This is a genomic window from Frigoribacterium sp. CFBP9029, assembly GCF_034045305.1.
Classification (GTDB): domain Bacteria; phylum Actinomycetota; class Actinomycetes; order Actinomycetales; family Microbacteriaceae; genus Frigoribacterium.
This window is the reverse complement of record NZ_JAXCWB010000006.1, coordinates 48,206-70,178: the sequence shown is the minus strand read 5'-3', so window position 1 is coordinate 70,178 and position 21,973 is coordinate 48,206. Positions and strand designations below refer to the sequence as shown.

Genomic DNA, 21,973 nt, shown 5'->3' with positions numbered 1-21,973 from the left:
CCCCCCTGACGGCACGACGTCCGTGCCGCGACCGCCAGGAGAACCATGAAGCGCACCATGAAGATCAACCTCGCCTTGATCGGCGCCCTCGCCGCGGCATCGGCGGTCGCGGCCGTCGTCCTGGTCAGACCGGCCGCACCACAGGCCGACCCGGTTGAGGTGACCGTCGTCGCGGAGAACAGCCACCGTCTCGACACCGCCCCCGACGGGTCGGTGGTGTTCACCGAGTTCCTCGACTTCGAGTGCGAGGTCTGTGCTGCGGTGCACCCCGTCGTCGAGGAGCTGCGCGAGACGCACGCGGGCGAAGTGACCTTCGTCACCCGGTACTTCCCGCTGCCCGGACACGAGAACTCCATGAACGCTGCGATCGCCGTCGAGGCAGCAGCCGAGCAGGGTCAGTTCGAGGCGATGTACCAGCGGATGTTCGATACCCAGGCTGAGTGGGGCGAGCAGCAGGAGTCGAAGGCCGACGTGTTCCGCGGCTACGCGGAGGACCTGGGGCTCGACATGGGCCAGTACGACCACGCAGTCGGCGATCCGTCGACGGAGGCGCGGGTGCAGCAGGACTTCGACGCCGGCATGGCGCTCGGGGTCGAGGCGACGCCGACGATCTTCCTGGGTGACGAGCCGATCGAGCTGTCGACTCCGGACGAGCTGAGGCAAGCTGTCCAAGACGCCGTTGACCAGAACTAACGGCGCGGCGCCCGGTACAGAGGAGGCTGGCCCATGACCAACCTGCTCACACGGACACGGCCCAAGGTCGCCCGCCGTGCTCAGCGCATCGGGCTCCTCGTCGCTGCCGGCGTGCTCGCTGCAGTGTTCCTCGTCCGCACGCTCACGGGAGACATCGCCCTCGTCGACCTGCCCAACGCCACACAGGACCTCATCACCCTGACCGTCAGCGTGATGATCGAGTCCCTCGGGTTCGTGATCCTCGGCATCCTCATCTCTGTCCTCGTGCAGGTCTGGATCCCCGACCGGTGGATCGTGAAGGTCCTTCCTCGGAACGCGGCAGCCCGGCGGGTCGTGATCTCCGTCCTCGGTGTGCTCCTGCCCGTCTGCGAGTGCGGCAACGTGCCCCTCTCGCGCGGCCTCATCGCGAAGGGGTTCTCGGTCCCGGAGGCCATGACGTTCCTCGTCGCCGCGCCGATCGTGAACCCGGTCACGATCCTCACCACCTACCAGGTGTTCGGCTTCACCGACGGCATCCTGGTCTCCCGGATCGTCGGTGGGTTCCTGATCGCGAACCTCGTCGGCTGGCTGTTCAGCCAGCACCCGACCCCCGAGAAGCTGCTCACGGAGAAGTTCGCCGCGGAGTGCGCCCTCCCCGCCACGGACGACCACGACCACAGCGGATCCCGCTGGCAGGAGAGCCGGGACCTCTTCGCCCGCGAAGCAGCCGCCGTGATGCCGGCCCTGGTCCTCGGAGCATTCATCGCCGGCCTCGTCCAGGTCGCCGTTCCCCGCTCCGTGCTGGTGACGCTCGGCAGCAACCCCGTCTGGTCGGTTCTGGCGCTGATGGCCCTCGCGTTCGTCATCTCGATCTGCTCGAACATCGACGCGTTCTTCATCCTCCCGTTCGCCTCGACGTTCATGCCCGGTGGGATCGTCGCGTTCCTGCTGTTCGGCCCCATCGTCGACATCAAGATGCTCGCCATGATGCGGACCACCTTCACGACCACGACCCTCGTCCAGATCACGACAGTCGTCGCTCTCATGAGCGCCACGATCGGATTCATGGTGAATTTCCATGCCTGACCTCAAGCGCTACCAAGGCCTCGCCCTCATCGGCGTCATGTCCGCCTCGACCCTGTGGCTCGCCGCCACCGGACAGCTCGAGCTCTACGTCGCCCCCAAGCACGCGATCTTCGCGGTCGTCATGTCGACCCTCGGCCTCGCCGCCGTCCTCGTCAGCGCCATGCGCGTCACCGTCCATCACCACGCCGAGGCGCGGCCGCGGACGCTCGGCCGCGTCACTGCAGGCATCGGCGGCACGGTCGCGGCACTCGTGACCGCAGCGATGGTCCTCCTGCCGCCGGCGACCTTGACCTCCGCCACGGCGGCGCAGCGCGACGTCAACAGCACAGCCCCGCTCGGGGACACCACGACCCTCGACGAGCAATCCGAACCCGACGCCTCGACCGCGAACCTCTCACTACTCGACTGGGCATCCCTCCTCAGGCAGACCAGCGACATCGGCTTCTACGAAGGCAAAACCGTTCAGGCCACGGGGTTCATCACCCCCGACGGAGACGACCCCGGCAACGTGTTCTACGTGTCGCGGTTCTACATCAGCCACTGCGCCATCGACGCCCAAGCCGTCGGCGTCCCCGTCTACATGCCCAACTGGGACGACACCTACGACGCCGACGAGTGGATCGACCTCGAGGGCGAGTTCGCGGTGAACGCCAGCACGAGCAGTGCTCAAGGCATCGCCGTGACGGCTGACTCCGTGAGGAACGCCGCCCAGCCCGACGATCCCTACATCTACAACTAGAAACGACTCGAGATCGCGCACGCGACCAGCACGGCCAGACGACCACGAGCCAGCATGTGAGGTTTCGTCGCGGACCGATATGGTCGTCGAGGTGCGACGCCCGGTCCGCCCTCGCTCGCGCCCCAGGAGAACGCCCGTGACGAACGCCCGCCTCAGGACCGCAGGAGGCGTGGTCTCGACGCTGCTGGCCTGCCTGCTCGTGGCATCCTGCGCCACCGCGCCTCGCGCCTCCGTCGTCCCGGGCCTCGGGGGAGGCGCCTCCGAGCTGACGACCGCCGAGGCGGATGCCTGGCTCGACGGGTTCGTCCCGGCAGCCCTGGAGAGGGAGGGCATCGTCGGCGCGACCGTCTCGATCGTCGCCGACGGCGAGGTCGTCACCGAACGGGGCTGGGGCTGGTCCGACCTCGGTGACGAGCGGGCGGACCGACGTCCCGTCGACCCCGACCGGACGCTCTTCCGGATCGGGTCGATCTCGAAGGTCATCACGGCGACCGTCGTCATGTCGCTCGTCGAGGAGGGCGTCCTCGACCTCGACGACCCCGTCCAGGACCGCCTCGACGTCACACTGCCCAGGGCCTTCGACCGTCCGGTCACCCTCCGACATCTGCTGAGCCACACCGCGGGCTTCGAGGACGAGTTGGCCGGGGTCATCGCAGGACCGGGGCAGGGCCCGACGACGCTGCGGGACGCCGTGTCCGTCGAGCCGCCCGAGCAGATCTCCGAGCCCGGCACGACGCCTGCCTACTCGAACTGGTCGAACGGAGTCGCGGCGTACGTCGCAGAACAGGCCACGGGGCGTCCGTGGTCCGATCTCGTGCAGGAGCGGGTCTTCGACCCGGCCGGCATGACGACCGCGACGCTCGACCAGCCCCTGACCGCCGACGACGCGGCCCTGGTCTCGGGGGGCTGGGATGCAGCCGGGGCAGCAGCTGTGCCCTTCGAGATCGTCTCGCCGGCACCGGCCGGTGCGATCTCGGCGACGGCGTCGGACATGAGCGCCTTCATGCTCGCCCAGCTCGGACACGCGGACGGGATGCTGAAGCCCGAGACCCTGACGGAGATGCACGCCCCCGCGCTCGGGCGTGACGACCTGGGCGGTCTCGCTGCGGGGCCTCGCATGACGCTCGGCCTCTTCGAGGAGGACCGGAACGGTCGCCGGGTCCTCGGGCACGGCGGTGACCTCACGGCCTTCCACGCCCAGATGGACCTCTGGCCCGACGACGACGCGGGCATCTACGTCTCCCTCAACAGCACGGGCGCTCGGGGCGACGCCACGACTGCCGTGCGGGACGCCCTCGTGGACGGCTTCGCCGACCGGTGGTTCCCCTCCGACGCTGCGGAGGCGACGGCCGTGACGGCCACGGCGACCGCCGGCGACCATGCGGACGCCCTGGTGGGCAGCTACCAGGTGTCCAGGCGTGCGGAGTCGACCTTCGTCCGGCTCTTCTACGCCCTGTCACCTGTAGACATCTCCCGAGGTACCGGCGACTCCGTCCTGATCTCGGCCCTCACGGACACGTCGGGGGCGCCGGTCGAGCTGGTGGAGGTCGAGCCGTGGGTCTGGCAGGAGATCGACGGCGACCGCAGGGTCGCCGTCGACCAGGTCGACGGTGCCGTCCAGGCCGTCGGGCTGAACCCGGCGTTCACCCTGCAGCCGATGCCGGCGACGCGGCAGGTGTTGCCCCTCGTCCTCGTCGCGTCGCTGGCCGTGCTGGTGCTGACTCTGCTGGGCACCATCGTCGCAGCGGGACGCCGGATCTGGTCCGGGAGGTGCGTGACGGGGTCCGTCGAGTCGCGTGCGGAGACGATCGGTCGAGTCGGGGTCGCCGTCGCCCTGCTGGCCCTCGTGGTCGCCGGCGTGCTCTGGGCCACGGTCGCGTCCGCCCTCCTCAGCGACGCCGGACCGCCCGCTGCGTTCGTGCTGCGGACGGCGCAGGTCCTGACGGCCGTCACCGTGGCCGGGGTGCTGCCTGCGGTGGTCGTACTCGTCGGGCGGGTCAGGCGCGCGCCTGCTCAGCGGGTCGCCGGGGGCGGAGCGCCTCCACGCCTCCGGAAGCTCGTCGCCGTCGCCGGTCAGGCGCTGCTGGTCCTCGCGTTCACGGGGCTCGGGTACGCCGCCGTCACCGGTGGCCTGCTGCTCCCTGACATCTCCTACTGACCTGCGCGATCTGTGCCTCCACGACCGGATCGATGTCCCGTTGTCGGTGAAGGGCCCCGCCTAAGATGGACGGGCGCCATCCAGAACCTCCACGCCGGCGCAGATGACGCCGAGCTGCGTTGCGAAGCGTGCAGGATGGAGTCCGGGTGAGCGTCAGAGGCGGCGGTGAACGTCTCGGTCTTCGCGAGGTGGCAGAGCCTGCCGGTGTGTCGCACATGACCGTGTCCCGCGTACTCAATGGTCACCCGCAGGTCAAGGAGTCCACGCGCCCGCGCGTGCTCGAGGTCGTCGCCGAGCTCGACTTCCGGCCCAACAGCGCCGCGCGCGAGCTCGTGACCCAGCGAGCCCTCCGGATCGGCGTGCTGATCGAGAGCGCCGTCGAGTTCGGTCCGTCGAGCATCCTGCGGGCCATCGAGCGATCGGCACGCGACGGCGGGTACTCCGTGGCGTCGTTCGCGCTCCGCGACGACTCGGCGACGCCCGAGGAGGCCGTGCGCCACCTCACAGGCCAGGGCATCGACGCACTCTGCGTGGTCGCTCCGCGCTCGTCGTCCGTGGCCGTGCTCCGGACCATCACGACGGGGCTGCCGACCCTGGTCGTCAAGGCCGAGAAGGACCCGGCCTTCCTCACGGTCTCCGTCGACCAGGCTGCGGGCACGAAGCTGGCCGTCGATCACCTCGCGTCGCTCGGCCACCGCGACGTACTCCATCTCTCAGGGCCCCTCGACTGGTTCGACGCGCGCGCTCGCGAGCGTGCATTCCACACCCGCACCCGGGCCTGGGGCATGCACGAGAGGCCCATCGTGACACAGCCCGGCTCGGGAGCGCCCAGAACATCACCGGCATCGGCTGGGAGCTCGACTCGATCGCCGCCACGGTGATCGGCGGCACCCTCCTCACCGGCGGCGTCGGCTTCGTGCTCGGGTCCGTCGTGGGAGCGCTCGTGCTCGGCCTCATGAACGTGCTCATCACGCGAGACGGAGGCATCCCGCCCGAGGCGACCACCATCATCACCGGTGGGATACTCCTGGTCTTCGTTCTCCTGCAGCGCGCTGTGATGGCGAGACGTCGGCAGACCTGATGACCACGACGGAGCCGATCCCACACGCTCGGGGTCAGGCCCCGACGTCCCTGACCGGTGCGACCACGAACGACCTCGCTGCCTCGAGAACCGGCGCGCGGAGATCGCTGACCACCGTGCACACCGACAAGCTGAACGAGCGACAGAGCGAGACGACGTCGAACTTGCTGCTGTCGGCGAGCACGACGGTCTCGCGGCTGTGCGCTTGCACGATGCGCTTCTTGTTGGCCTCTCGGATGTCGAAGGTGGTGACGCCCGCAGCGACGTCGATGCCGGTGACGCCGATGAACGCACGGTCGAAGTAGAGATCCTCGAGCTGGCGGTCGGTCATCGTGCCGGCCACGGAGCCGATGTCGGGGAGGTAGTCGCCCCCGAGCGCCGTGACGGTGACCCTGGGGCGCGGCACCATCCCGAGAACCTGGGTGTTCGACGTGATGACGTGGACACCGATGTTGGGGAGCGCGATCATGAACTCGGTCAGCGACGTGCCGGAGTCGACGTAGATCGTCTCGCCCTCGACGACCATCGCGGCGGCGGCGCGGGCGATGGCGACCTTCTCGTCGCGGTTGATCTGCGACTTCAGGGCCGCCGGCAGCTCCGCCGCGCGTTCCTCGGCACGGATGGCGCCCCCGCGCAGGCTGACGACCTGGCCGGAGCGCTCGAGCTCGCGGATGTCGCGGCGCACGGTCGAGGGGGACGCGCCCGTCGCGGTGACGAGGTCGTCGATGAGGATCGAGTCACCCAGCGCGACCCGGTCGAGGATCAGCTGGTGTCTCGCGAACGACTTCATGGTCGAGTTCCTCCCGTGTCGGCATGCTGGACTGGGCACCCATCCCCGCCACCGTGATCGAGGCGACCAGGGCCGCCGTCTGGGACGCCTGGAACGGGTCGACCCCGTCAGCGATCGCCGTGGCGAACGCGCCGATGAAGGAGTCACCTGCGCCTGTCGTGTCGACCGCCCGGGCCTCCACGGCCCCGACGAACTCCACTCGCCGATCTGCAGAAACATAGCAGCCGTGACTGCCCAGGGTCAGGACGACGTTCGCGCAGAAGGACGTCAGCTCCTCGATGACTGCACGCATGGCGTCGTCGTCGGCGACGTCGCCGAGGGCGTGCCCCAGGTACTCGGCGGCCTCGTCCTCGTTCACCACGAACCACGTGCAGGCGCGGGTCGTCGCGAGCGGCACGGGCCTGGCTGGTGCCGCGTTGTAGATGACTGGCACGCCAGCTGCTGCCGCCAGGACAACCGCGCGGTCGTTCGCCGAGGCCGGTACCTCGTTCTGCAGCACGACGACCGCGGCGGAGGTGACGAGGTCGGCGGCGGCGTCGACCCAGTCACCGGTCACGACGGCGTTGGCGCCCTCGACGATCGTCGCGTGCACCTCCCCGTCGCCCACGACGTTCACGAGTCCCAGGCCGCTCACCGCGTCCGTCGGGCGCAGACGGCACTCGACGCCCTCGCGCTCCAAGTTCGCGCGACACATCGCCCCGTAGTGGTCCGCGCCCACCGCACCCACGAACTGGACTCGGGCGCCGAGTCGCGCCGCCTGGACCGCCTGGTTCGCGCCCTTGCCGCCGAAGTCGCTGCGGAAGCCGGTCGACACGAGCGTCTCACCGCGGCGGGGGAGTCGATCCTGACTGACGATCAGGTCGTAGTTGATGCTCCCGATAACCACGATGGCGTTCGCCGTCATGCCGTTCTCCACTCCATCGTGCCGACGACACAGCGTCGCCTGGCTTGACATTAGGCGAGCGTGACAATCGTTGTCAAAGCACCGAGAGTTGAATCTACGGACTAAACAACGCCTGCTGGGCGATCGCGGTTGACCAAAAATGACAACGCTTGACAATAGTGATCATGCTCCGTACGGTCTCCCTCATGAAGTTCGCCACGCGCCTCAACTCGTTCATCGCCGGTGGAGACACCGCCGCAGCCCTCCGTCGCATCAGCGCGACGAAGGGCATCGACTACGTCGACCTCAACTACCCCGAGCACTTCGTCGGCATCGAGCCCGCCGACATGAAGCCCCTCCTCGACGAGCTCGGACTGACCCTCAACAGCGTCGCCATGCGGTTCCGCAAGGACTTCGTCCACGGCGAGTACAGCAACCGCGACGAGGCGGTGCGCCGCGAGGCCATCGAGCTCACGAAGGCGGGCATCGACGCCGCGGCCCTCGGCGGCAGCGACCTCGTCACGGTCTGGCTCGGCTTCGACGGCTTCGACTACACGTTCCAGAAGGACTACGCGCGTGACCTCGGCCGCATCGTCGAGGCCTTCCAGGAGCTCGCCGACTACCGCCCCGACGTCCGCATCAGCATCGAGTACAAGCCCTACGAGGAACGCGTCCACTCCGTCATCCGCAGCGTCGGCCAGACCCTGCACGTCCTCCAGCTCATCGACCGGCCGAACGTCGGCGCGACCCTCGACTTCGCCCACATGCTCATGGCTGGCGACGCTCCCGGCTTCGGTGCCGCGCTCCTCCTCGCCGAGGGCAAGCTCTGGGGCGTCCACCTCAACGACGGCAACAACGACCACGACGACGGGCTCATGATCGGCTCGATCCACCCCTTCGAGACGATCGAGTTCCTGTACTACCTGCTCCGCCACGACTACGACGGCGTCATCTACTTCGACACCTTCCCGATCCGCGAAGACGCACAGGAGGAGGCGGAGACCAACCGCGCCACCGTCGAGCTCCTCATCGCGAAGATCGAGGCCGTCGGCGTCGACCACATCACCTCGGTCATCGACCAGGCCGACGGCATCGCCTCACAGCGCCTCCGCAACCAGCTGCTGAGCATCACCCCCGCAGGCCACACCGCCTGACCCACGAGCCACCAGGCTCCCGGGCCGGTGCCCGCGACGGTCCCCGTCGAGCGAGGCACCGGCCCCTCCCAGAACACCTCGAACACGAACACCCGAACCCTTCTCACACCTAGGTGGACACGCAATGGCGCGATCTAGAACTGTCTTCTCCCTGTCCCTCGTAGCGGCGATCGCCCTCGTCGCCCTCGTTCTCGGCGTCGTCGGCGGCCGGGCAACGGTCTCCGAAGCCGCCTCGAGCGGAGGTGGGGACGGAGGCGCGGCGGCCGGCGTGAAGGTCGACGTCATCATCCGCGCCAGCGACTCCGCCTACTGGCAGACCCTCCTCGCCGGGTCCGAGGCGGCGGCAGCCGACTACGGCATCGAGGTGAACACCTTCGGCCCCACCTCCGAGACGGACATCGCCGGCCAGGTGCAGCTCGTCGAGAACTCCGTCTCACGCGGAGCCGACGCGATCCTCATCGCCCCGAGCTCCAGCGAGGCCCTCAACGCCTCGATCGACCAGGCGCGGCAGGCGGGCATCAAGGTCATCACCGCGGACACGAAGGTCACGGCCGAGATCGAGGGCCACATCGGCACGAACAACATCCTCGCCGGCACGGCCGCCGGTGAGCGCATGTGCCAGCTGCTCACCGAGCAGGGCACCACCACCGGCAAGGTCCTCGTCGAGGCGCCCATCGCCGGCATCGAGGCCAACCAGGACCGTGACGCCGGCTTCCGCGCAGGCCTCGCGACCGACTGCCCCGACATCGACTCCAGCCTGCAGAGCTACAACAACAACGACATCGGCACCGCCGCCTCACAGGTGAACGACGCGATCTCGGCGAACTCGGACCTCGTGGGCGTCTTCGCGGACAACAACAGCTCGGGCGTCGGCGCGGCCACCGCCATCAAGGACAACGACGCCGCCGACGACATCGCCGTGGTCGCGTTCGACTCCGACCCGGCGGAGAACGCGGCCCTAGCCGACGGCAGCATCGACGCCCTGGTCGTGCAGAACCCGTGGTTCCTCGGTTACCAGGGAGTCGTCGAGGCCGCGATGGCGACCCAGGGCCGCATCCCGCCGGCCAGCCTCGACCCCGGCGTCGCGGTGGCCGACCGCGACAACATGGACAGCCCCGAGATCAAGTCGCTCCTCGAGCCGCAGACTGCCGAGACCAACGGATGACCGTCCGCGAGCCCGAGGGCACTGCGGTCCTGCAGCTCACCGACGTCTCCAAGGCCTACGGTGCCGTCCAGGCCCTCAGCGGTGTCTCGCTGAAGCTCGTCCCCGGTCAGGTGCACTGCCTGGCAGGTGAGAACGGTGCCGGCAAGTCGACTCTGATCAGAGTCCTGACCGGTGCCGTGCACCGAGACTCGGGTGACTACGACATCGACGGGGCCACCGTGACCACCGCCTCCCCGGGGGCCCTCCGCACCGCGGGCGTCCAGGCCGTCTACCAGGAGCTCAGCCTCCTGCCGCACCTGTCCGTCGGCGAGAACATGTTCATGGGCCGCTTGCCGTCACGCTCCGGCGTGATCCGGGCCCGTGACCTGCACGACCGGTGCCGGTTCGTCCTCGACTCGCTCGGCCTCGCCGACGTCGACCCCGACGTCATCGTCGAGCGGCTGCCGGCAGCGACGAAGCAGCTTGTCGAGGTCGCCAAGGTCGTCACGGCCGACGCGGTCAAGGTCATCGTCTTCGACGAGCCGACCACGGCGCTGACCGAGGCCGAGTCGGACCGTCTGCTCGACCAGATCCGCAAGTTCAAACGCGAGGGCGTCGCGATCCTCTACGTCACGCACCGGCTCGAGGAGATGTTCGCGATCGGTGACTGGGTGACGGTGCTGCGCGACGGCGAGCTGTCCCAGAGCGGCCCCATGAGCGACTACACCGAGGACACCCTGATCAACGCCATGGTCGGCCGGGAAGTGTCGTCGCTCTACCCGGATGAGGCACGAGAGGTCTATCCCGCCCGCCTGAGCCTCCGCGCCCTCCGGCGCACGCCGGACAGCCCTGCCGTCGAACTCGAGGCTCGAGGCGGCGAGATCCTCGGCATCGGCGGCCTGCTCGGCTCGGGGCGGAGCGAGCTGCTGCTCAGCGTCTTCGGCTCCGAGCCCGTCGCATCGGGGGACATCCTGATCGACGGCGCCGTCGTCCGGCCTGACGGCCCGCGCACGATGATGGACGCCGGCGTCGCCCTGCTTACCGAGGACCGGAAGGTGCTCGGCCTGCTGCCGGAGCTCTCCATCCGGGAGAACGTCACGATCGCGAGCCTCCGGGTCGGGTCCCGCCGAGGGCTGCTGCCCGGCAAGGCCCAGTCAGACGAGGCCGACGCGTTGCTCGACAGTCTGCGCATCCGCGCCGGCTCCTACGACCAGCCGGTCTCGACGCTCTCCGGCGGCAACCAGCAGAAGGTGCTCCTCGCACGTTGGCTGCTGACCAAGCCCAAGGTCATCATGTTCGACGAGCCGACGAAGGGCATCGACGTCGGCGCCAAGGGCGAGCTCTACGACGTCATCAACGACCTGGCCCGCCGCGGACTCGCCGTCATCGTCGTCTCGTCCTACCTCCCTGAGCTGCTCGGCCTCGCCGATCGCGTCGTCGTCCTCCGCGAGGGCGCCGTCGCCGGTGAGCTGCCGGGCGGCGCCTCCGAGGAGGACGTGCTCCGCCTCGCCAGCGGCGGGGTCGACGACCCCTCCGACCACCTGCACGGCATCACGCCGCTCAGCCACGACCCCCACTCCGACCCGGTCACCCGACAGAACATCGAGGAAGTCCCCCATGCCTAAGTTGATGTGGCGCGAACCCATCGAGACCACGACCATCCGGGTGGTGCGGAACGGCGACGACGCCGCGGCCGCAGCCGCCCGCGCGTCGTCCAAGCCGCGGGTCACGACCCTCGGCAGCATCGCCGGCCGCGAGAGCGGCGTGCTCATCGTCCTCCTCGTCGTGTTCGGCGCCCTGACGCTCGCGAGCGACGACTTCCTGACCGGCAACAACCTCGCGAACCTCGCCCGGCAGGTGTCCATCTTCGGCATCCTGGCGATCGGCCAGTTGATGGTGATCCTCACCGGCGGCATCGACCTCTCGGTCGGGTCGATCCTCGGCCTGGCCGGCGCGGTCACTGCTCAGCTGCTCGTCGCGGGGGTCCCGATCCCCCTCGCGCTCCTCCTCGGGGCCCTGGTCGGCGCCGTGCTGGGCATCATCACCGGCCTGCTCGTGACGAGGTTCAAGCTCCCGCCCTTCATCGCGACCCTGGGCATGCTCGGCATCGCTCGAGGAGTCGTGCTCGTCATCACCGACGCCAACACGATCCAGGGCCTGCCCGAGGAGTTCCAGACCATCGCCAACGGTTCGGTCGCCGGCATCCCGAACCTGCTGATCCTGTTCGTCGTCATCGCGGCGATCGCGGCCTTCGTTCTCAAGCGCACTGTCTTCGGCCGGTACGTCTACGCCGTGGGCTCGAACCCGGAAGCGGCCCGCCTGGCCGGCGTCCCGGTGCGCTTGGTGACCATCACGGTCTACGGCATCGCCGGCCTGCTCTCCGCCGTCGGGGGCGTCCTCCTGACCTCCCGCCTCGGGGCGGGAGTCCCGACAGCCGGCACCGGTTTCGAGCTGCAGGCCATCGCGGCCTGCGTCATCGGCGGGGCCAGCCTGTCCGGCGCACGGGGAAGCGCGATCGGCGCCGCCTGCGGTGCGCTGCTGATCGGGGTCCTGAACAACGGCGGCAACCTGCTCGCGGTGAACTCGTTCTACCTGCAGATCGCGATCGGCCTGCTGATCCTCGTCGCGGTCGCGTTCGACCAGCTCAACACCCGCGCCGCTGCCCGGGAGTGACCACGGCGGCGGGGTCAGGTGCCACAGGCGCCCTGACCCCTCCGCCGTCCCGTCCAGCCACCACTCACCGAAGGAGTCGTCATGCTCAAGGGCATCGACAGTGCACTGACCGCCGAGCTGCTGTTCGTCCTCATGTCGATGGGGCACGGAGATGATCTGCTCCTCTGCGACGTGAACCACCCGGCAGCCTCCATCGCGGCCCACACGACCCACGGCAAGGTCGTCGACCTCGCTGGCTGCGACCTCCCTCGTGCCTGTACTGCGATCCTCTCGCTGATGCCTCTCGACACGTTCGTCGAAGCCCCCGTCAAGAGGATGGCAGTCGTCGACGACCCTGAGCGCCTCGTGCCGGTGCAACTGGAGTTCCAAGCCACGCTCGACGGGATCACCGGCCACCCGGTCACCGTGGAGGCAGTGGAACGGTTCGACTTCTACGCCGCGGCTCGCCGGTCCTTCGCCGTCGTCCGGACGTCGGACCCTGGCCCGTACGGCTGCTTCATCCTCCGTAAAGGCGTCATCGACGTCGACCGCGGCTCCGTGTCGTCGTGATCCGCCGTCGCCGCCGGCCTCTACTTCGGTGACCGCGTCGAACGGCGGAGCACGAGGCCGCCGAGAGGTCGTCGGGCCTGGGTCGGTGTGATCTGCCCGACGGCATTCAGGCCCGCAGTGAGCGACTGCCAGTTCTTGCCGTAACGGCAACCCTCCCAGGCATCTGACTACGGATCAGGAGGTCGGGGGTTCGGGTCCCTCCAGGCGCACACAATAAAAAGGCGGTCCACTACGTGGGCCGCCTTTTTCGTGCGACTTCGCCGACCTAGCCGCCGTCGAACTCGCTGTCGGTGATGTGCTCGAGCCAGGTGGTGGTCGTGGCGGGGTCGTCGCCGTTCTCGAGCATCGCGATGTGCTCCATGAACACACCGGGCGCGGCGGCGTGGAAGTGCTCCTGCCCGGGCGGGGTGTAGATCGTCTGGCCGGGGTGGACGTCGATGATCTGACCGTCGCGGGTGCCGAAGCGGCCGACGCCGGCGGTGACGCGCAGGTACTGGCCCTTCTCATGGGAGTGCCACGCGGTCCGGGCGCCCGGGGCGAAGCGGACGGTGGCGACGACCATGTGCTGGCCGTCCTCGTGGGGCAGCGCGATCGGGTCGAGCCAGACGTCGCCGGCGAACTGCTCGGGCGGGTTCTTGCTCGTAGGGGTGGCGGGCTCGATGTTCACGACTTCTCCTGGTCTTCCGTGGTGAAGAGCTTCTTGGCGACCCCCATCGCGGCCATGCCATTGGGCCAGCCGGCGTAGAGGGTGACGTGGGTGATGGCCTCGATCAGCTCCTCCTGGGTCACGCCGTTCTCGACGGCGCGGCCCAGGTGGAACTCGAGCTGCCCCGTGTGCCCACCGGCGCCGAGGACGGCGACGGTCACGAGGCTCCGATCCCGGGCGGAGAGCTCGGGTCTGTTCCAGACGTCCTCGAACAGGACGTCGTCGGTGAGGGCGGCGAGCTTCGGGGCGAAGTCGCCGAACATGTTCCGTCCACCCCCGACCTGCTTGGGCTGTTCTGCCACGGTCGTTCTCCTCAGCTTGTTGTCGTCGACGACCACGTCTCGTGGCCGCCGTCTCCAGCGAACGCCCTGCGGAGAACAGCTGGGGGGCACTGCTGTGGCACCCCACGAGGGCCGCTCTGCGCCTCCGTCGCTCGGCGGATGGTCCGGCCCGGCGCTGCGTGCCAGACTTTCGCCCGATCGGGGGTGATGCTCGTGGGCGCTGATCTCACGACGTCGAGGCGGGTGTCCACCGCGCTCTCCGCGGCCGGAGCCGTGGGTGGCGTGGTGGAGGTGCTGGGGTTCCTCGTGCCGCTCTGGGCCGCGGCCTCGCTCGGTGCCTCGTCGACGCTCGTCGGCGTGGTGGTCGGCGTGGAGCTCGTGGTGTCCTTCCTCGCCCGAGCCGCGGCGGGACGCCTCGCCGACACCAGAGCCAGGAACCGCGTCGCCGCCCTCGGCGCCGCCACGCTCGCGCTCGGGGCCGCCGGGTACGCGCTCAGCCCCGACGTGCCGACCGCCATCGTGTCCGCTGCCGTCGCCGGCCTCGGCGCCAGTCTCTTCCGCGTGCCCGTGCGGGCGATGGTGGCCGAGGGCTCCGCCGACGAGCCCGCCGTCTTCGCCCGCCTCACCTCCAGTGAGGCCACCGGCACCTGGGTCGGCTACGTGGTCGGGTTGTCCGCCCTGGGGCTGGTGGGCAGCAGAGGCGTCTTCGCCCTCGGGGCAGCGGCCGCCCTCGCCTGCTGCGCGGCCCTGCTGCGGCTCGACCACCGTCGCACCGTGACCGAGCGCGACCGCGTCGCGTCGCGGGTGCTGCGACGTCGCCTCCTGCCGCTGCTCGTTCTCGTCGCCGTCGTCGCCCTCGTCGAAGGCGCGGTGGGCCTGGCCGTCCTCCTCAAGCTGCAGGGGCAGGGGCTCGGCGTCGATGCGATCGCCCTGACCTTCCTCCCCGGCCTCGTCGTGTGGTCCCTGCTGCCCGTCCCGGGGCGACGCCTGGCAGCCCGCCTCGGCGCCCCCCGCACGCTGGCGCTCGCCACGGCCGCCAGCACGGTGGCCTCGGCGGCGCTGTTCCTCGTCGATCAGCCCCTCGCCATCGGCATCGCCTGGGTGCTCGCCTGCTCCGCCTGGGCGCTGGTCGAGCCCGTGGAGCTCGAGCTCGTGACGGGGTCGGCCGACGGCCGCGTCGGCGAGGCCCTCGGCACCTACGAGGCGGCCGCGCTGCTGGGCGGGGCGATCGGCGCCGTCGCGGGCGGGGCCGCCCTCGCCCTGGAGCCCCGTGTCGTCACCGTCGCGGTGGTCCTGGTCGTCGGCGCCTGCGCGGCGGCCATGGCGCCCCGCGCGGTGCGCGCCCTGAACGCCGCGGCCTCTTCCGGTCCGCATGGACCTCGTGACGACGACTAGTCGGCGACCGCACCCCATGCCGCACGACCGCACCCCGCCCGCGACCGCACCCCGCCCGCGCCTCAGCGTCGCGCGACGACCGCCCAGCCGTGCGGCCCGACCGACAGCACGTCGCCGTCGAGCCCCGCGTCGCGGCCGGCCAGCCACTCGCCCGGCGCCGGCTCGGCCACGCGCAGCTCGTCGTCGCCCAGGTTCAGCGCCACGACGAGCGCCTTGCCCGGCCCGTCGCCGACGACCTCGAGCACGAGCGTCTCGTTCGACACCGAGACGGTGCGGCTGCGGGCGGTGTGCAGCCACGGGTGCCGACGTCGCACGCCGATCAGCCGCTGATGGAGGGCGAGGACCTCGGGGAGGGCGCCGGGCACGCCGACACCCGGGGCGTCGACGGGCGCCGGGGGGAACGCCGGGCGCACGGCGTCGTCGCCGCCGACCCGCTCCTCCTTCAGGGCCCGGAGCCCGAGCTCGTCGCCGTAGTAGACGGACGGCGTGCCGCCGAGGGTGAAGAGCAGCGCCAGAGCGTGGTCGTGGTGCCGGTCGTCGTCGATCTGACTCGCGATGCGGGTGACGTCGTGGTTGCCGACGAAGGTGAGCGGCACGAAGTGGTCGAGGAACCCGTCGTGACGCTGCAGGGCCCACTCGAGCTCGTGCAGGTTGACGTCGTTCAGCCCGTGCCAGACGCCCTGCCACAGCTCGTACTGGGTGACGCTGTCGAGACCGCCGTCGGCCACCGCCGCGACGTAGTCGCCGTGCAGCACCTCGCCGACCACGTACACGTCGGGGTGGCGCTCGCGCAGCACCGGCAGCACGGTCGCCCAGAACGTCGACGGCACCGCGTACGCCGCATCGAGTCGCCAGGCATCGACGCCGCGGTCGGCCCAGTAGGTCAGCACCTCGGTCACCAGACGGGCGACCTCGGGCGAGTCGTGGTCGAGCGCGATCAGCCCGCCGTGGCCCTCGAAGGTGCCCAGGCTGCCGTCGTCGTCACGGCGGAACAACGAGGCCGCCGGCGACGAGGGGTCGTTCCGCGCCTCGATCAGCGCCGGGAACTCGGGCCCGACGTGGTTGAAGACGCCGTCGAGCATCACCTGCACGCCCTTCGCGTGCGCCGCCTCGATCAGGATGACCAGGTCGGCCTCGGTCCCGAGACGCGGATCGACCGCGAGCCAGTCGATCGTGTCGTAGCCGTGAGTCGACGACTCGAAGACCGGCCCGAGGGCGAGTCCGTTCGCACCGAGCGCCAGCAGATGGTCGAGCCACGGCACGAGATCGAGGAGGCGCGGTGCCGGCGAGCGATCCGCCCCGGTCGTGTCCGCACCTGCGAAGCCGAGCGGGTAGACGTGCCACCAGATGGTGTGCTGCGAGCTGTTCACCTCTGACACCGTACGGGTCGCGGCTCGACGGCGGCCCGGCGCGGGCCGGGAACCGAGGAGGCGCGGTGCCGGTCTCGAGGACCGGCACCGCGCCTCCTGGGGGGCCGTGCTGCTTCGCGAGCAGTGCTACTTCGCGAGGAAGGCGAGCACGACGCGGTTGAACTCGTCGGCGTCGCTCACGTTGGCGCCGTGAGGCGCGCCCGCGATGACGTGCAGCTCGGAGCCCGCGATCGCCTTATGCGTACGAGCACCCGAACCCTCGTAGGGGACCGTCGCATCGCCATCGCCGTGGATGACCAGCGTGGGCACGGTCACCTTGGCGAGGTCGTCACGGAAGTCCGTGTTCGCGAACGAGGCCATGGCCTCGAGCGCGGCGGCCTTGTCGGCCTGCTTCGCGAGACGCAGGGCGTCCTGGCGGTCGGCCTCGGAGACCTTGAGCACGCCGTCGACCGAGAAGAAGCCGGTGGTGAACTCGTCGTAGAAGGAGTCCTCGTCCTTGGTGAGGCCGGCGGTCATGTCGGCGGCCGCCTCCTTGGTGAGAGGGCCCTCGGGGTTGTCGTCGGTCTTCATCAGGTACGGCGGGACGGCCGAGGCGAAGACGACGCTGTGCAGACGCTCGGTGCCGTACTTCGTGAAGTAGCGGGCGACCTCGCCGCCGCCCATCGAGAACCCGACGAGCGTGACATCGTTCAGGTCGAGCTCGGTGAGGACCGTGTGCAGGTCTTCGGTCAGGTGGTCGTAGTCGTAACCGGTCTTCGGCTTGTCGCTGCGTCCGAAGCCTCGGCGGTCGTAGGTGACGACGCGGTAGCCGGCGTCGCGGAACGCGGGGACCTGCTTGCTCCACGACTCGCCGGAGAGGGGCCAGCCGTGGATGAGCACGACGGTGCGTCCCGAGCCGCCGAAGTCGTCGACGTGGAGGTTCGTGTCTTTGAAGAGCCCGTGGTGGGCGGTGATCTCAGTCATGAGGTTGTGCCTTCCCGGCCGCTGCTGCGGCCTTCCCCCCACGTTCGTACCCGGGCCGGCTGACGGTTCGGTCAGCCGGCCGGCGGGGTTGCGCAATACGGATAATCGCTGCCCGTCGCGCGGTGCCCGGGGCCCGAGCCTCGGAGCCTGGGCCTCGGGCCGAGAGCTCGGGGCCCGGAGCTCGGAAGCCCCGGGCCGCCGGGCCTGGGCTCAGGCGAACGTCGCGGCGTCGATGACGAAGCGGTAGCGCACGTCGGACTTCAGCACGCGCTCGTACGCCTCGTTGATCTGGTCGGCGTCGATGAGCTCGGTCTCGGGCACGATGCCGTGCTCGGCGCAGAAGTCGAGCATCTCCTGCGTCTCGCGGATGCCGCCGATGGCCGAACCGGCCCAGCTGCGACGCGCGGGGATGAGCGCGAACGCGGGCACCTCGAGCGGCTCGGACGGGGCGCCGACGTTGACGAGCGTGCCGTCGACGGCCAGCAGACCGAGGTACGCGCCCATGTCGACCTTCGCCGAGACGGTGTTGATGATCAGGTCGAACGAGTTCGCCAGGTCGGTGAAGGTCTGCTCGTCGCTGGTCGCGTAGTGCGCCTTGGCGCCGAAGCGCAGCGAGTCGTCCTTCTTCGAGGTGGTCTGCGACAGCACGGTGACCTCGGCGCCGAGGGCGGCGGCGATCTTGACGCCCATGTGGCCGAGTCCACCCATGCCGACGATGGCGACCTTGGTGCCCTCGGTCACGCCCCAGTGGTGCAGGGGCGAGTACAGGGTGATGCCGGCGCAGAGCAGCGGGGCGACCTTGTCGTAGTCGAGCGACTCGGGCACGCGGAGCACGAAGTCCTCCGTGACGACGACGGCCTGCGAGTAGCCGCCCTGCGTGATGGTGCCGTCGGCGGGGTCGACGCCCGTGTAGGTGCCGACGTTGCCCTTGGCGCAGTACTGCTCGTCGCCGCGCTTGCAGTACTCGCACTCGCCGCACGAGTTGACCATGCAGCCGACGCCGACGCGGTCGCCGACCTTGTGCTTGGTGACCTCGGAGCCGACCTCCGAGACGGTGCCGACGATCTCGTGACCGACGACCTGCGGGTACTGGATCTCGCCCCACTCGCCGCGGACGGTGTGGATGTCGCTGTGGCAGATGCCGGCGTAGGCGATGTCGATCATGACGTCCTTCGGGCCGACGTCGCGGCGCTCGATGGTCGTCTTGACGAGGGGCTCGGTGGCGGACGGTGCCGCGTAGGCGTTGACGGTGCGCATGGTTCTCCTGGGGTGGTGGGTTCGGTTCGCGGGGGTTCGAGGAGCGGGTCGGAACACGGTGCTCGACGACGGGCCCTCCGTCTGCGACGTTACGCTCCCGCGCCGACCGTGGGTGGCCCTGAGAGGGCCCCCCGAGGCGACGGCCCGCAGGAGGCGCGGTGCGAGTCCGACCGGCACCGCGCCTCCTGCGGGTGGGTCGGTAGGGCGACGGCCCCCGTGAGACACGCCTCCGGATGGGAAAGTGCCCTGACTAGCGACACGGCTCGCACGGTGCGGGGCGTAGCAAGGATCAGACGCTGCATCGGGCATTCCGGTGGCGGACGAAGGAGTCGACATGGCAAGCGGAGTGGCAACAGTGTGGGTGCCCGTGACCGACATGGGGCGGGCGACGGCGTTCTACCGTGACGCACTCGGTCTCACGGTGACGAGCGAGAGCGACGACTGGACCGAGATCGACGCGAACGGCCTGATGATCGGCCTGAACGGTCGCGAGGAGGCCGCGGCGTCGAGCGAGGGCGGCGCGGTCATCACGTTCCAGCCCGACGGCACCCTCGAGGACGCCTTGGCCGACCTGCAGTCGCGCAGCGCCGACGTGACCGGCACGATCAGCGAGCACCCGTGGGGCCGCATCCTGCCGTTCAAGGACACCGAGGGCAACGACCTGCAGTTCTACACGCCCCCGACCGACTGACCTCGGGGCCTGCAGGAGGCGCGGTGTCGGTCGGACCGGCACCGCGCCGACACCGAGCGGCGACGACCTCCTCGCTATTGTCATCTAGGCTCGACAACTGTCATCATGAGTTCGGTCGTCGACGAGAGGATGCCCGATGGCGGAGTGGCCGGCCCACACGACGCGAACCGTGCCCTGGGCCAGCGCGAGCCGCCGCGGCACGCGGGAAGACCGGATGCTCTCCGAGGTCCGGGCGTCGATCCCCCCGATGATCGCCGATCTCGAGGTACCCGTCGTCTCAAGTCGCGATCTCTCTCGAGCCCGCCACGAGGCGACCGACCTCGAGCGGGTCGCCGACGGTGTGCTCAGCCCGCTCGCCGGCTTCCTGATCCGCATGGAGTCGGTGGCCTCGAGCCGTATCGAACACGTCGAGGCATCGCCCCTCGCGTTCGCACGGGCCATCGGCGGCCTGAAGGAGAACGACTCGGCGATGTCGATGGTGGCCGCCGGGGCCGCCATCACGAAGCTCATCGCTGCTTCCGGTGCGACCATCGCGCTCGACGAGATCCTCACCGCGCACGGGGCGCTCATGCGAGACGACCCGGACGTGACCGAGCGCCCGTACGCCGGACGCGTGCGCGACGTGCAGAACTGGATCGGCGGCTCGCAGCACTCCCCGCGGAACGCGCTCTACGTCCCGCCGCCCCCGGATGACGTCCCCGCCCTCCTCCGCGATCTGGTCGTCTTCTCGAACCGGGCCGACGTCGAACCGATCACTCAGGCGGCGATCGCCCACGCGCAGTTCGAGAGCATCCACCCGTTCACCGACGGCAACGGCCGCATCGGCCGGGCGCTCATCGGGGCGATCCTCCGCCGCCGCGGCGTGACGCCGCACACGGTGCTGCCTGTGGCGAGCGCCCTCGCTGCGGACACGACCCACTACTTCTCGCTGCTCACCGCCTACCGCACCGGCGACGTCGCGCCGATCGTCACCGACCTCGCGCTCTCTGTCGAGACCGCGGCCCGTGAGGCGCGAGGCACTGCGCGCCGATTCGCCCGGTACGTGGAGGACTGGCGGGAACAGGCCCGACCTCGGGCAGGCAGTGCAGCCGACCGGATCCTGCCCGTTCTGCTGACGCTGCCCGTCTTCACGGTCGAGCAGCTCGTCGACGAGCTGCGCGACCTCCCTGAGCGGAGCGTGTATCGCGGCGTCGAGGTGCTGGCGGAGAACCACATCGTCGAAGCCGTCACGGAGCGCGTCCGCGGCCGGGCCTACGCGGCGATGGACGTCCTCGACGAGTTCGACGATCTCGACTCCCGCATCCGCGAGCGCATCACCCGACTGCGGGGGGCGTGACGCACGTCCGCTGAGACGCCGAGACCCCAGCGGGTCGCCGAGACCCCCGCCTGCGCGCTGGGGTCTCGGCCACCTCCTGGGGTCTGAGCGCCGCGCCTCCGCCGCGCGCTCCGCCGTGCGGGCGAGCCGCTCGCGGTCGGAGGCTCGTAGGGTCGAGGGATGACGACGACATGGACGACCCTGCAGCTCATCCTCTGCGCCGTGGTGGTCGTGTGCGGTGCGCTGCTCACGCAAGGTGACAGCGGCCTCCTGGGCGTGCTGATGATCGTCAGCGGTTCGTTCTCGATCGTGGTCGGGCTGCGGGCGATGGCCGTGAACCGACGCGTCGAGAGGCAGCACGCCGCCCTCCAGGCCGGCGACGCCCCGACGCACGAGCGCTGACGCCGCCGGCGCCACCGCTGCCGCCGCTGCCGCCGTCACCCCCGACGACCACCGAGAACGAGGACGCCATGACCGACATCGCCTGGACCACCGGCACCTGGACCACCGAGCCGACAGCGGTCGCCGTCGCCGTCGACGGGATGCGGGTCACGGCGACGGAGGGCAGCGACGCCTGGCGCCTCACCTCGTACGGGTTCGTCCATGACACCGAGCACGCCCTGGTCGCGCCCTTCCCGCAGGGCACGGCGATGGAGGTGTCGTTCGTGCTCGACTTCGCCGCCCAGTTCGATCAGGCCGGCCTCTTCGTCTCGGTCGACCCCGAGACCTGGGTCAAGGCCGGGGTGGAGCTCAGCGACGGCGAGCAGAGCCTCGGTGCCGTGGTGACGCGAGGAGAGTCCGACTGGTCGCTGTCACCGGTCGACTGGACCGGCCGGACCGTGACGATCCGAGCCAGCCGCTCGGGGGATGCGCTCACGGTCCGGGCGCGGGTCGACGCCGAGCCCTGGCGTCTGGTGCGGGTCGCCCCGCTCGCTCCCGATGCCGCGGCGAGCGCCGGCCCCTTCTGCTGCGCCCCGTCGCGCGCCGACCTCACCGTGCACTTCACCGCATGGAGGACGATGCCCGCCGATGAGAGCCTGCACCCCGAGGACTGACCGCTCGGGCT

22 protein-coding genes, 1 tRNA gene and 1 pseudogene are annotated in these 21,973 nt (G+C 70.1%); 17 read left to right on the top strand and 7 right to left on the bottom strand.

What is annotated here, in order from left to right; genetic code table 11:
- The first annotated feature begins 45 nt into the window (after window positions 1-45).
- The 6 genes and pseudogenes from SOM11_RS09835 to SOM11_RS09810 form a co-directional block, all read left to right on the top strand.
- Window positions 46-693: a DsbA family protein gene (locus tag SOM11_RS09835; protein WP_320477907.1), complete on the top strand. Its 648-nt coding sequence runs from the start codon at window positions 46-48 to the stop codon at window positions 691-693.
- A gap of 33 nt (window positions 694-726) precedes the next feature.
- On the top strand, window positions 727-1,758 hold the full coding sequence (locus tag SOM11_RS09830; RefSeq protein WP_320477906.1) for a permease: 1,032 nt from the start codon (window positions 727-729) through the stop codon (window positions 1,756-1,758).
- Window positions 1,751-2,497: a TIGR03943 family putative permease subunit gene (locus SOM11_RS09825; protein ID WP_243214275.1), complete on the top strand. Its 747-nt coding sequence runs from the start codon at window positions 1,751-1,753 to the stop codon at window positions 2,495-2,497. Before SOM11_RS09830 ends, SOM11_RS09825 begins: the two co-directional genes overlap by 8 nt.
- A 136-nt stretch (window positions 2,498-2,633) precedes the next feature.
- Entirely contained in the window at window positions 2,634-4,655 is a 2,022-nt protein-coding gene (locus tag SOM11_RS09820; protein WP_320477905.1) for a serine hydrolase domain-containing protein, read from the top strand.
- A gap of 128 nt (window positions 4,656-4,783) precedes the next feature.
- Window positions 4,784-5,536: a LacI family DNA-binding transcriptional regulator gene (locus tag SOM11_RS09815; RefSeq protein ID WP_320477904.1), complete on the top strand. Its 753-nt coding sequence runs from the start codon at window positions 4,784-4,786 to the stop codon at window positions 5,534-5,536.
- Window positions 5,464-5,736 (top strand): annotated as a pseudogene (locus SOM11_RS09810) (ABC transporter permease subunit); the annotation flags it as partial. The gene SOM11_RS09815 and the pseudogene SOM11_RS09810, both read left to right, overlap by 73 nt.
- A 34-nt stretch (window positions 5,737-5,770) precedes the next feature.
- On the opposite strand, the gene SOM11_RS09805 reads toward SOM11_RS09810, so the two are convergent.
- The gene (locus tag SOM11_RS09805; RefSeq protein WP_192060686.1) at window positions 5,771-6,526 is read right to left on the bottom strand and encodes a DeoR/GlpR family DNA-binding transcription regulator; all 756 of its coding nucleotides are present in this window, start codon (window positions 6,524-6,526) and stop codon (window positions 5,771-5,773) included.
- The gene (locus SOM11_RS09800) at window positions 6,474-7,430 is read right to left on the bottom strand and encodes a ribokinase (protein ID WP_320477903.1); all 957 of its coding nucleotides are present in this window, start codon (window positions 7,428-7,430) and stop codon (window positions 6,474-6,476) included. Before SOM11_RS09800 ends, SOM11_RS09805 begins: the two co-directional genes overlap by 53 nt.
- Window positions 7,431-7,615: 185 nt before the next feature.
- Between SOM11_RS09800 and SOM11_RS09795 the strand changes: the two genes are divergently transcribed.
- The 6 genes from SOM11_RS09795 (at window position 7,616) to SOM11_RS09770 (ending at window position 13,135) form a co-directional block, all read left to right on the top strand.
- Window positions 7,616-8,563: a sugar phosphate isomerase/epimerase family protein gene (locus SOM11_RS09795; RefSeq protein WP_192060684.1), complete on the top strand. Its 948-nt coding sequence runs from the start codon at window positions 7,616-7,618 to the stop codon at window positions 8,561-8,563.
- Between the two features lie 268 nt (window positions 8,564-8,831).
- Window positions 8,832-9,728, top strand: coding sequence for an ABC transporter substrate-binding protein (locus SOM11_RS09790; protein WP_320477902.1), 897 nt, complete (start codon window positions 8,832-8,834; stop codon window positions 9,726-9,728).
- Complete coding sequence (locus tag SOM11_RS09785) at window positions 9,725-11,332, top strand: sugar ABC transporter ATP-binding protein (RefSeq protein WP_320477901.1); 1,608 nt, start codon at window positions 9,725-9,727, stop codon at window positions 11,330-11,332. Before SOM11_RS09790 ends, SOM11_RS09785 begins: the two co-directional genes overlap by 4 nt.
- Entirely contained in the window at window positions 11,325-12,380 is a 1,056-nt protein-coding gene (locus SOM11_RS09780; RefSeq protein ID WP_192060681.1) for an ABC transporter permease, read from the top strand. The genes SOM11_RS09785 and SOM11_RS09780 overlap by 8 nt, the downstream gene beginning before the upstream one ends.
- 81 nt (window positions 12,381-12,461) lie before the next feature.
- Window positions 12,462-12,929, top strand: a complete 468-nt coding sequence (locus tag SOM11_RS09775) for an RbsD/FucU family protein (RefSeq protein WP_192060680.1) — start codon at window positions 12,462-12,464, stop codon at window positions 12,927-12,929.
- A 136-nt stretch (window positions 12,930-13,065) separates the two neighbouring features.
- Window positions 13,066-13,135, top strand: a tRNA-Arg gene (locus SOM11_RS09770).
- Window positions 13,136-13,194: 59 nt separating this feature from the next.
- Here the strand turns inward: SOM11_RS09770 and SOM11_RS09765 are convergent.
- Together SOM11_RS09765 and SOM11_RS09760 are read right to left on the bottom strand one after the other, a co-directional pair.
- Window positions 13,195-13,596 (bottom strand): cupin domain-containing protein, encoded by a 402-nt coding sequence (locus tag SOM11_RS09765; RefSeq protein WP_320477900.1) that lies wholly within the window; start codon window positions 13,594-13,596, stop codon window positions 13,195-13,197.
- Window positions 13,593-13,937, bottom strand: coding sequence for a carboxymuconolactone decarboxylase family protein (locus SOM11_RS09760; RefSeq protein ID WP_320477899.1), 345 nt, complete (start codon window positions 13,935-13,937; stop codon window positions 13,593-13,595). Before SOM11_RS09760 ends, SOM11_RS09765 begins: the two co-directional genes overlap by 4 nt.
- 222 nt (window positions 13,938-14,159) lie before the next feature.
- Between SOM11_RS09760 and SOM11_RS09755 the strand changes: the two genes are divergently transcribed.
- Window positions 14,160-15,311: an MFS transporter gene (locus SOM11_RS09755; RefSeq protein ID WP_320477898.1), complete on the top strand. Its 1,152-nt coding sequence runs from the start codon at window positions 14,160-14,162 to the stop codon at window positions 15,309-15,311.
- Between the two features lie 62 nt (window positions 15,312-15,373).
- On the opposite strand, the gene SOM11_RS09750 is transcribed toward SOM11_RS09755, so the two are convergent.
- From SOM11_RS09750 to SOM11_RS09740, 3 genes are all read right to left on the bottom strand, one after another.
- Window positions 15,374-16,681 carry an alpha-amylase family glycosyl hydrolase gene (locus SOM11_RS09750; protein WP_320477897.1) on the bottom strand — a complete coding sequence of 436 codons (1,308 nt, stop codon included), beginning with the start codon at window positions 16,679-16,681 and terminating at the stop codon, window positions 15,374-15,376.
- A 126-nt stretch (window positions 16,682-16,807) separates the two neighbouring features.
- Complete coding sequence (locus tag SOM11_RS09745; RefSeq protein ID WP_192060676.1) at window positions 16,808-17,644, bottom strand: alpha/beta fold hydrolase; 837 nt, start codon at window positions 17,642-17,644, stop codon at window positions 16,808-16,810.
- Window positions 17,645-17,854: 210 nt separating this feature from the next.
- Entirely contained in the window at window positions 17,855-18,901 is a 1,047-nt protein-coding gene (locus tag SOM11_RS09740; RefSeq protein WP_192060675.1) for an NAD(P)-dependent alcohol dehydrogenase, read from the bottom strand.
- 334 nt (window positions 18,902-19,235) lie between these two features.
- Here SOM11_RS09740 and SOM11_RS09735 point away from each other — a divergent pair, with 334 nt between their 5' ends.
- From SOM11_RS09735 to SOM11_RS09720, 4 genes are all read left to right on the top strand, one after another.
- Window positions 19,236-19,592: a VOC family protein gene (locus SOM11_RS09735; protein WP_192060674.1), complete on the top strand. Its 357-nt coding sequence runs from the start codon at window positions 19,236-19,238 to the stop codon at window positions 19,590-19,592.
- Between the two features lie 136 nt (window positions 19,593-19,728).
- Window positions 19,729-20,928: a Fic family protein gene (locus tag SOM11_RS09730; protein ID WP_192060673.1), complete on the top strand. Its 1,200-nt coding sequence runs from the start codon at window positions 19,729-19,731 to the stop codon at window positions 20,926-20,928.
- 159 nt (window positions 20,929-21,087) lie between these two features.
- Window positions 21,088-21,309 (top strand): hypothetical protein, encoded by a 222-nt coding sequence (locus tag SOM11_RS09725; RefSeq protein WP_320477896.1) that lies wholly within the window; start codon window positions 21,088-21,090, stop codon window positions 21,307-21,309.
- Window positions 21,310-21,377: 68 nt separating this feature from the next.
- The gene (locus SOM11_RS09720) at window positions 21,378-21,962 is read left to right on the top strand and encodes a DUF1349 domain-containing protein (RefSeq protein WP_192060671.1); all 585 of its coding nucleotides are present in this window, start codon (window positions 21,378-21,380) and stop codon (window positions 21,960-21,962) included.
- Window positions 21,963-21,973 lie beyond the last annotated feature (11 nt).

Excerpts from the sequence above, each read along its gene's own strand:
- SOM11_RS09835 (WP_320477907.1), top strand. The coding sequence starts at position 46 with ATGAAGCGCACCATGAAGATCAACCTCGCCTTGATCGGCGCCCTCGCC.
- SOM11_RS09830 (WP_320477906.1), top strand. The coding sequence starts at position 727 with ATGACCAACCTGCTCACACGGACACGGCCCAAGGTCGCCCGCCGTGCT.
- SOM11_RS09825 (WP_243214275.1), top strand. The coding sequence starts at position 1,751 with ATGCCTGACCTCAAGCGCTACCAAGGCCTCGCCCTCATCGGCGTCATG.
- SOM11_RS09805 (WP_192060686.1), bottom strand. The coding sequence starts at position 6,526 with ATGAAGTCGTTCGCGAGACACCAGCTGATCCTCGACCGGGTCGCGCTG.
- SOM11_RS09800 (WP_320477903.1), bottom strand. The coding sequence starts at position 7,430 with ATGACGGCGAACGCCATCGTGGTTATCGGGAGCATCAACTACGACCTG.
- SOM11_RS09795 (WP_192060684.1), top strand. The coding sequence starts at position 7,616 with ATGAAGTTCGCCACGCGCCTCAACTCGTTCATCGCCGGTGGAGACACC.
- SOM11_RS09785 (WP_320477901.1), top strand. The coding sequence starts at position 9,725 with ATGACCGTCCGCGAGCCCGAGGGCACTGCGGTCCTGCAGCTCACCGAC.
- SOM11_RS09780 (WP_192060681.1), top strand. The coding sequence starts at position 11,325 with ATGCCTAAGTTGATGTGGCGCGAACCCATCGAGACCACGACCATCCGG.
- SOM11_RS09775 (WP_192060680.1), top strand. The coding sequence starts at position 12,462 with ATGCTCAAGGGCATCGACAGTGCACTGACCGCCGAGCTGCTGTTCGTC.
- SOM11_RS09745 (WP_192060676.1), bottom strand. The coding sequence starts at position 17,644 with ATGACTGAGATCACCGCCCACCACGGGCTCTTCAAAGACACGAACCTC.
- SOM11_RS09740 (WP_192060675.1), bottom strand. The coding sequence starts at position 18,901 with ATGCGCACCGTCAACGCCTACGCGGCACCGTCCGCCACCGAGCCCCTC.
- SOM11_RS09735 (WP_192060674.1), top strand. The coding sequence starts at position 19,236 with ATGGCAAGCGGAGTGGCAACAGTGTGGGTGCCCGTGACCGACATGGGG.
- SOM11_RS09730 (WP_192060673.1), top strand. The coding sequence starts at position 19,729 with ATGGCGGAGTGGCCGGCCCACACGACGCGAACCGTGCCCTGGGCCAGC.
- SOM11_RS09725 (WP_320477896.1), top strand. The coding sequence starts at position 21,088 with ATGACGACGACATGGACGACCCTGCAGCTCATCCTCTGCGCCGTGGTG.
- SOM11_RS09720 (WP_192060671.1), top strand. The coding sequence starts at position 21,378 with ATGACCGACATCGCCTGGACCACCGGCACCTGGACCACCGAGCCGACA.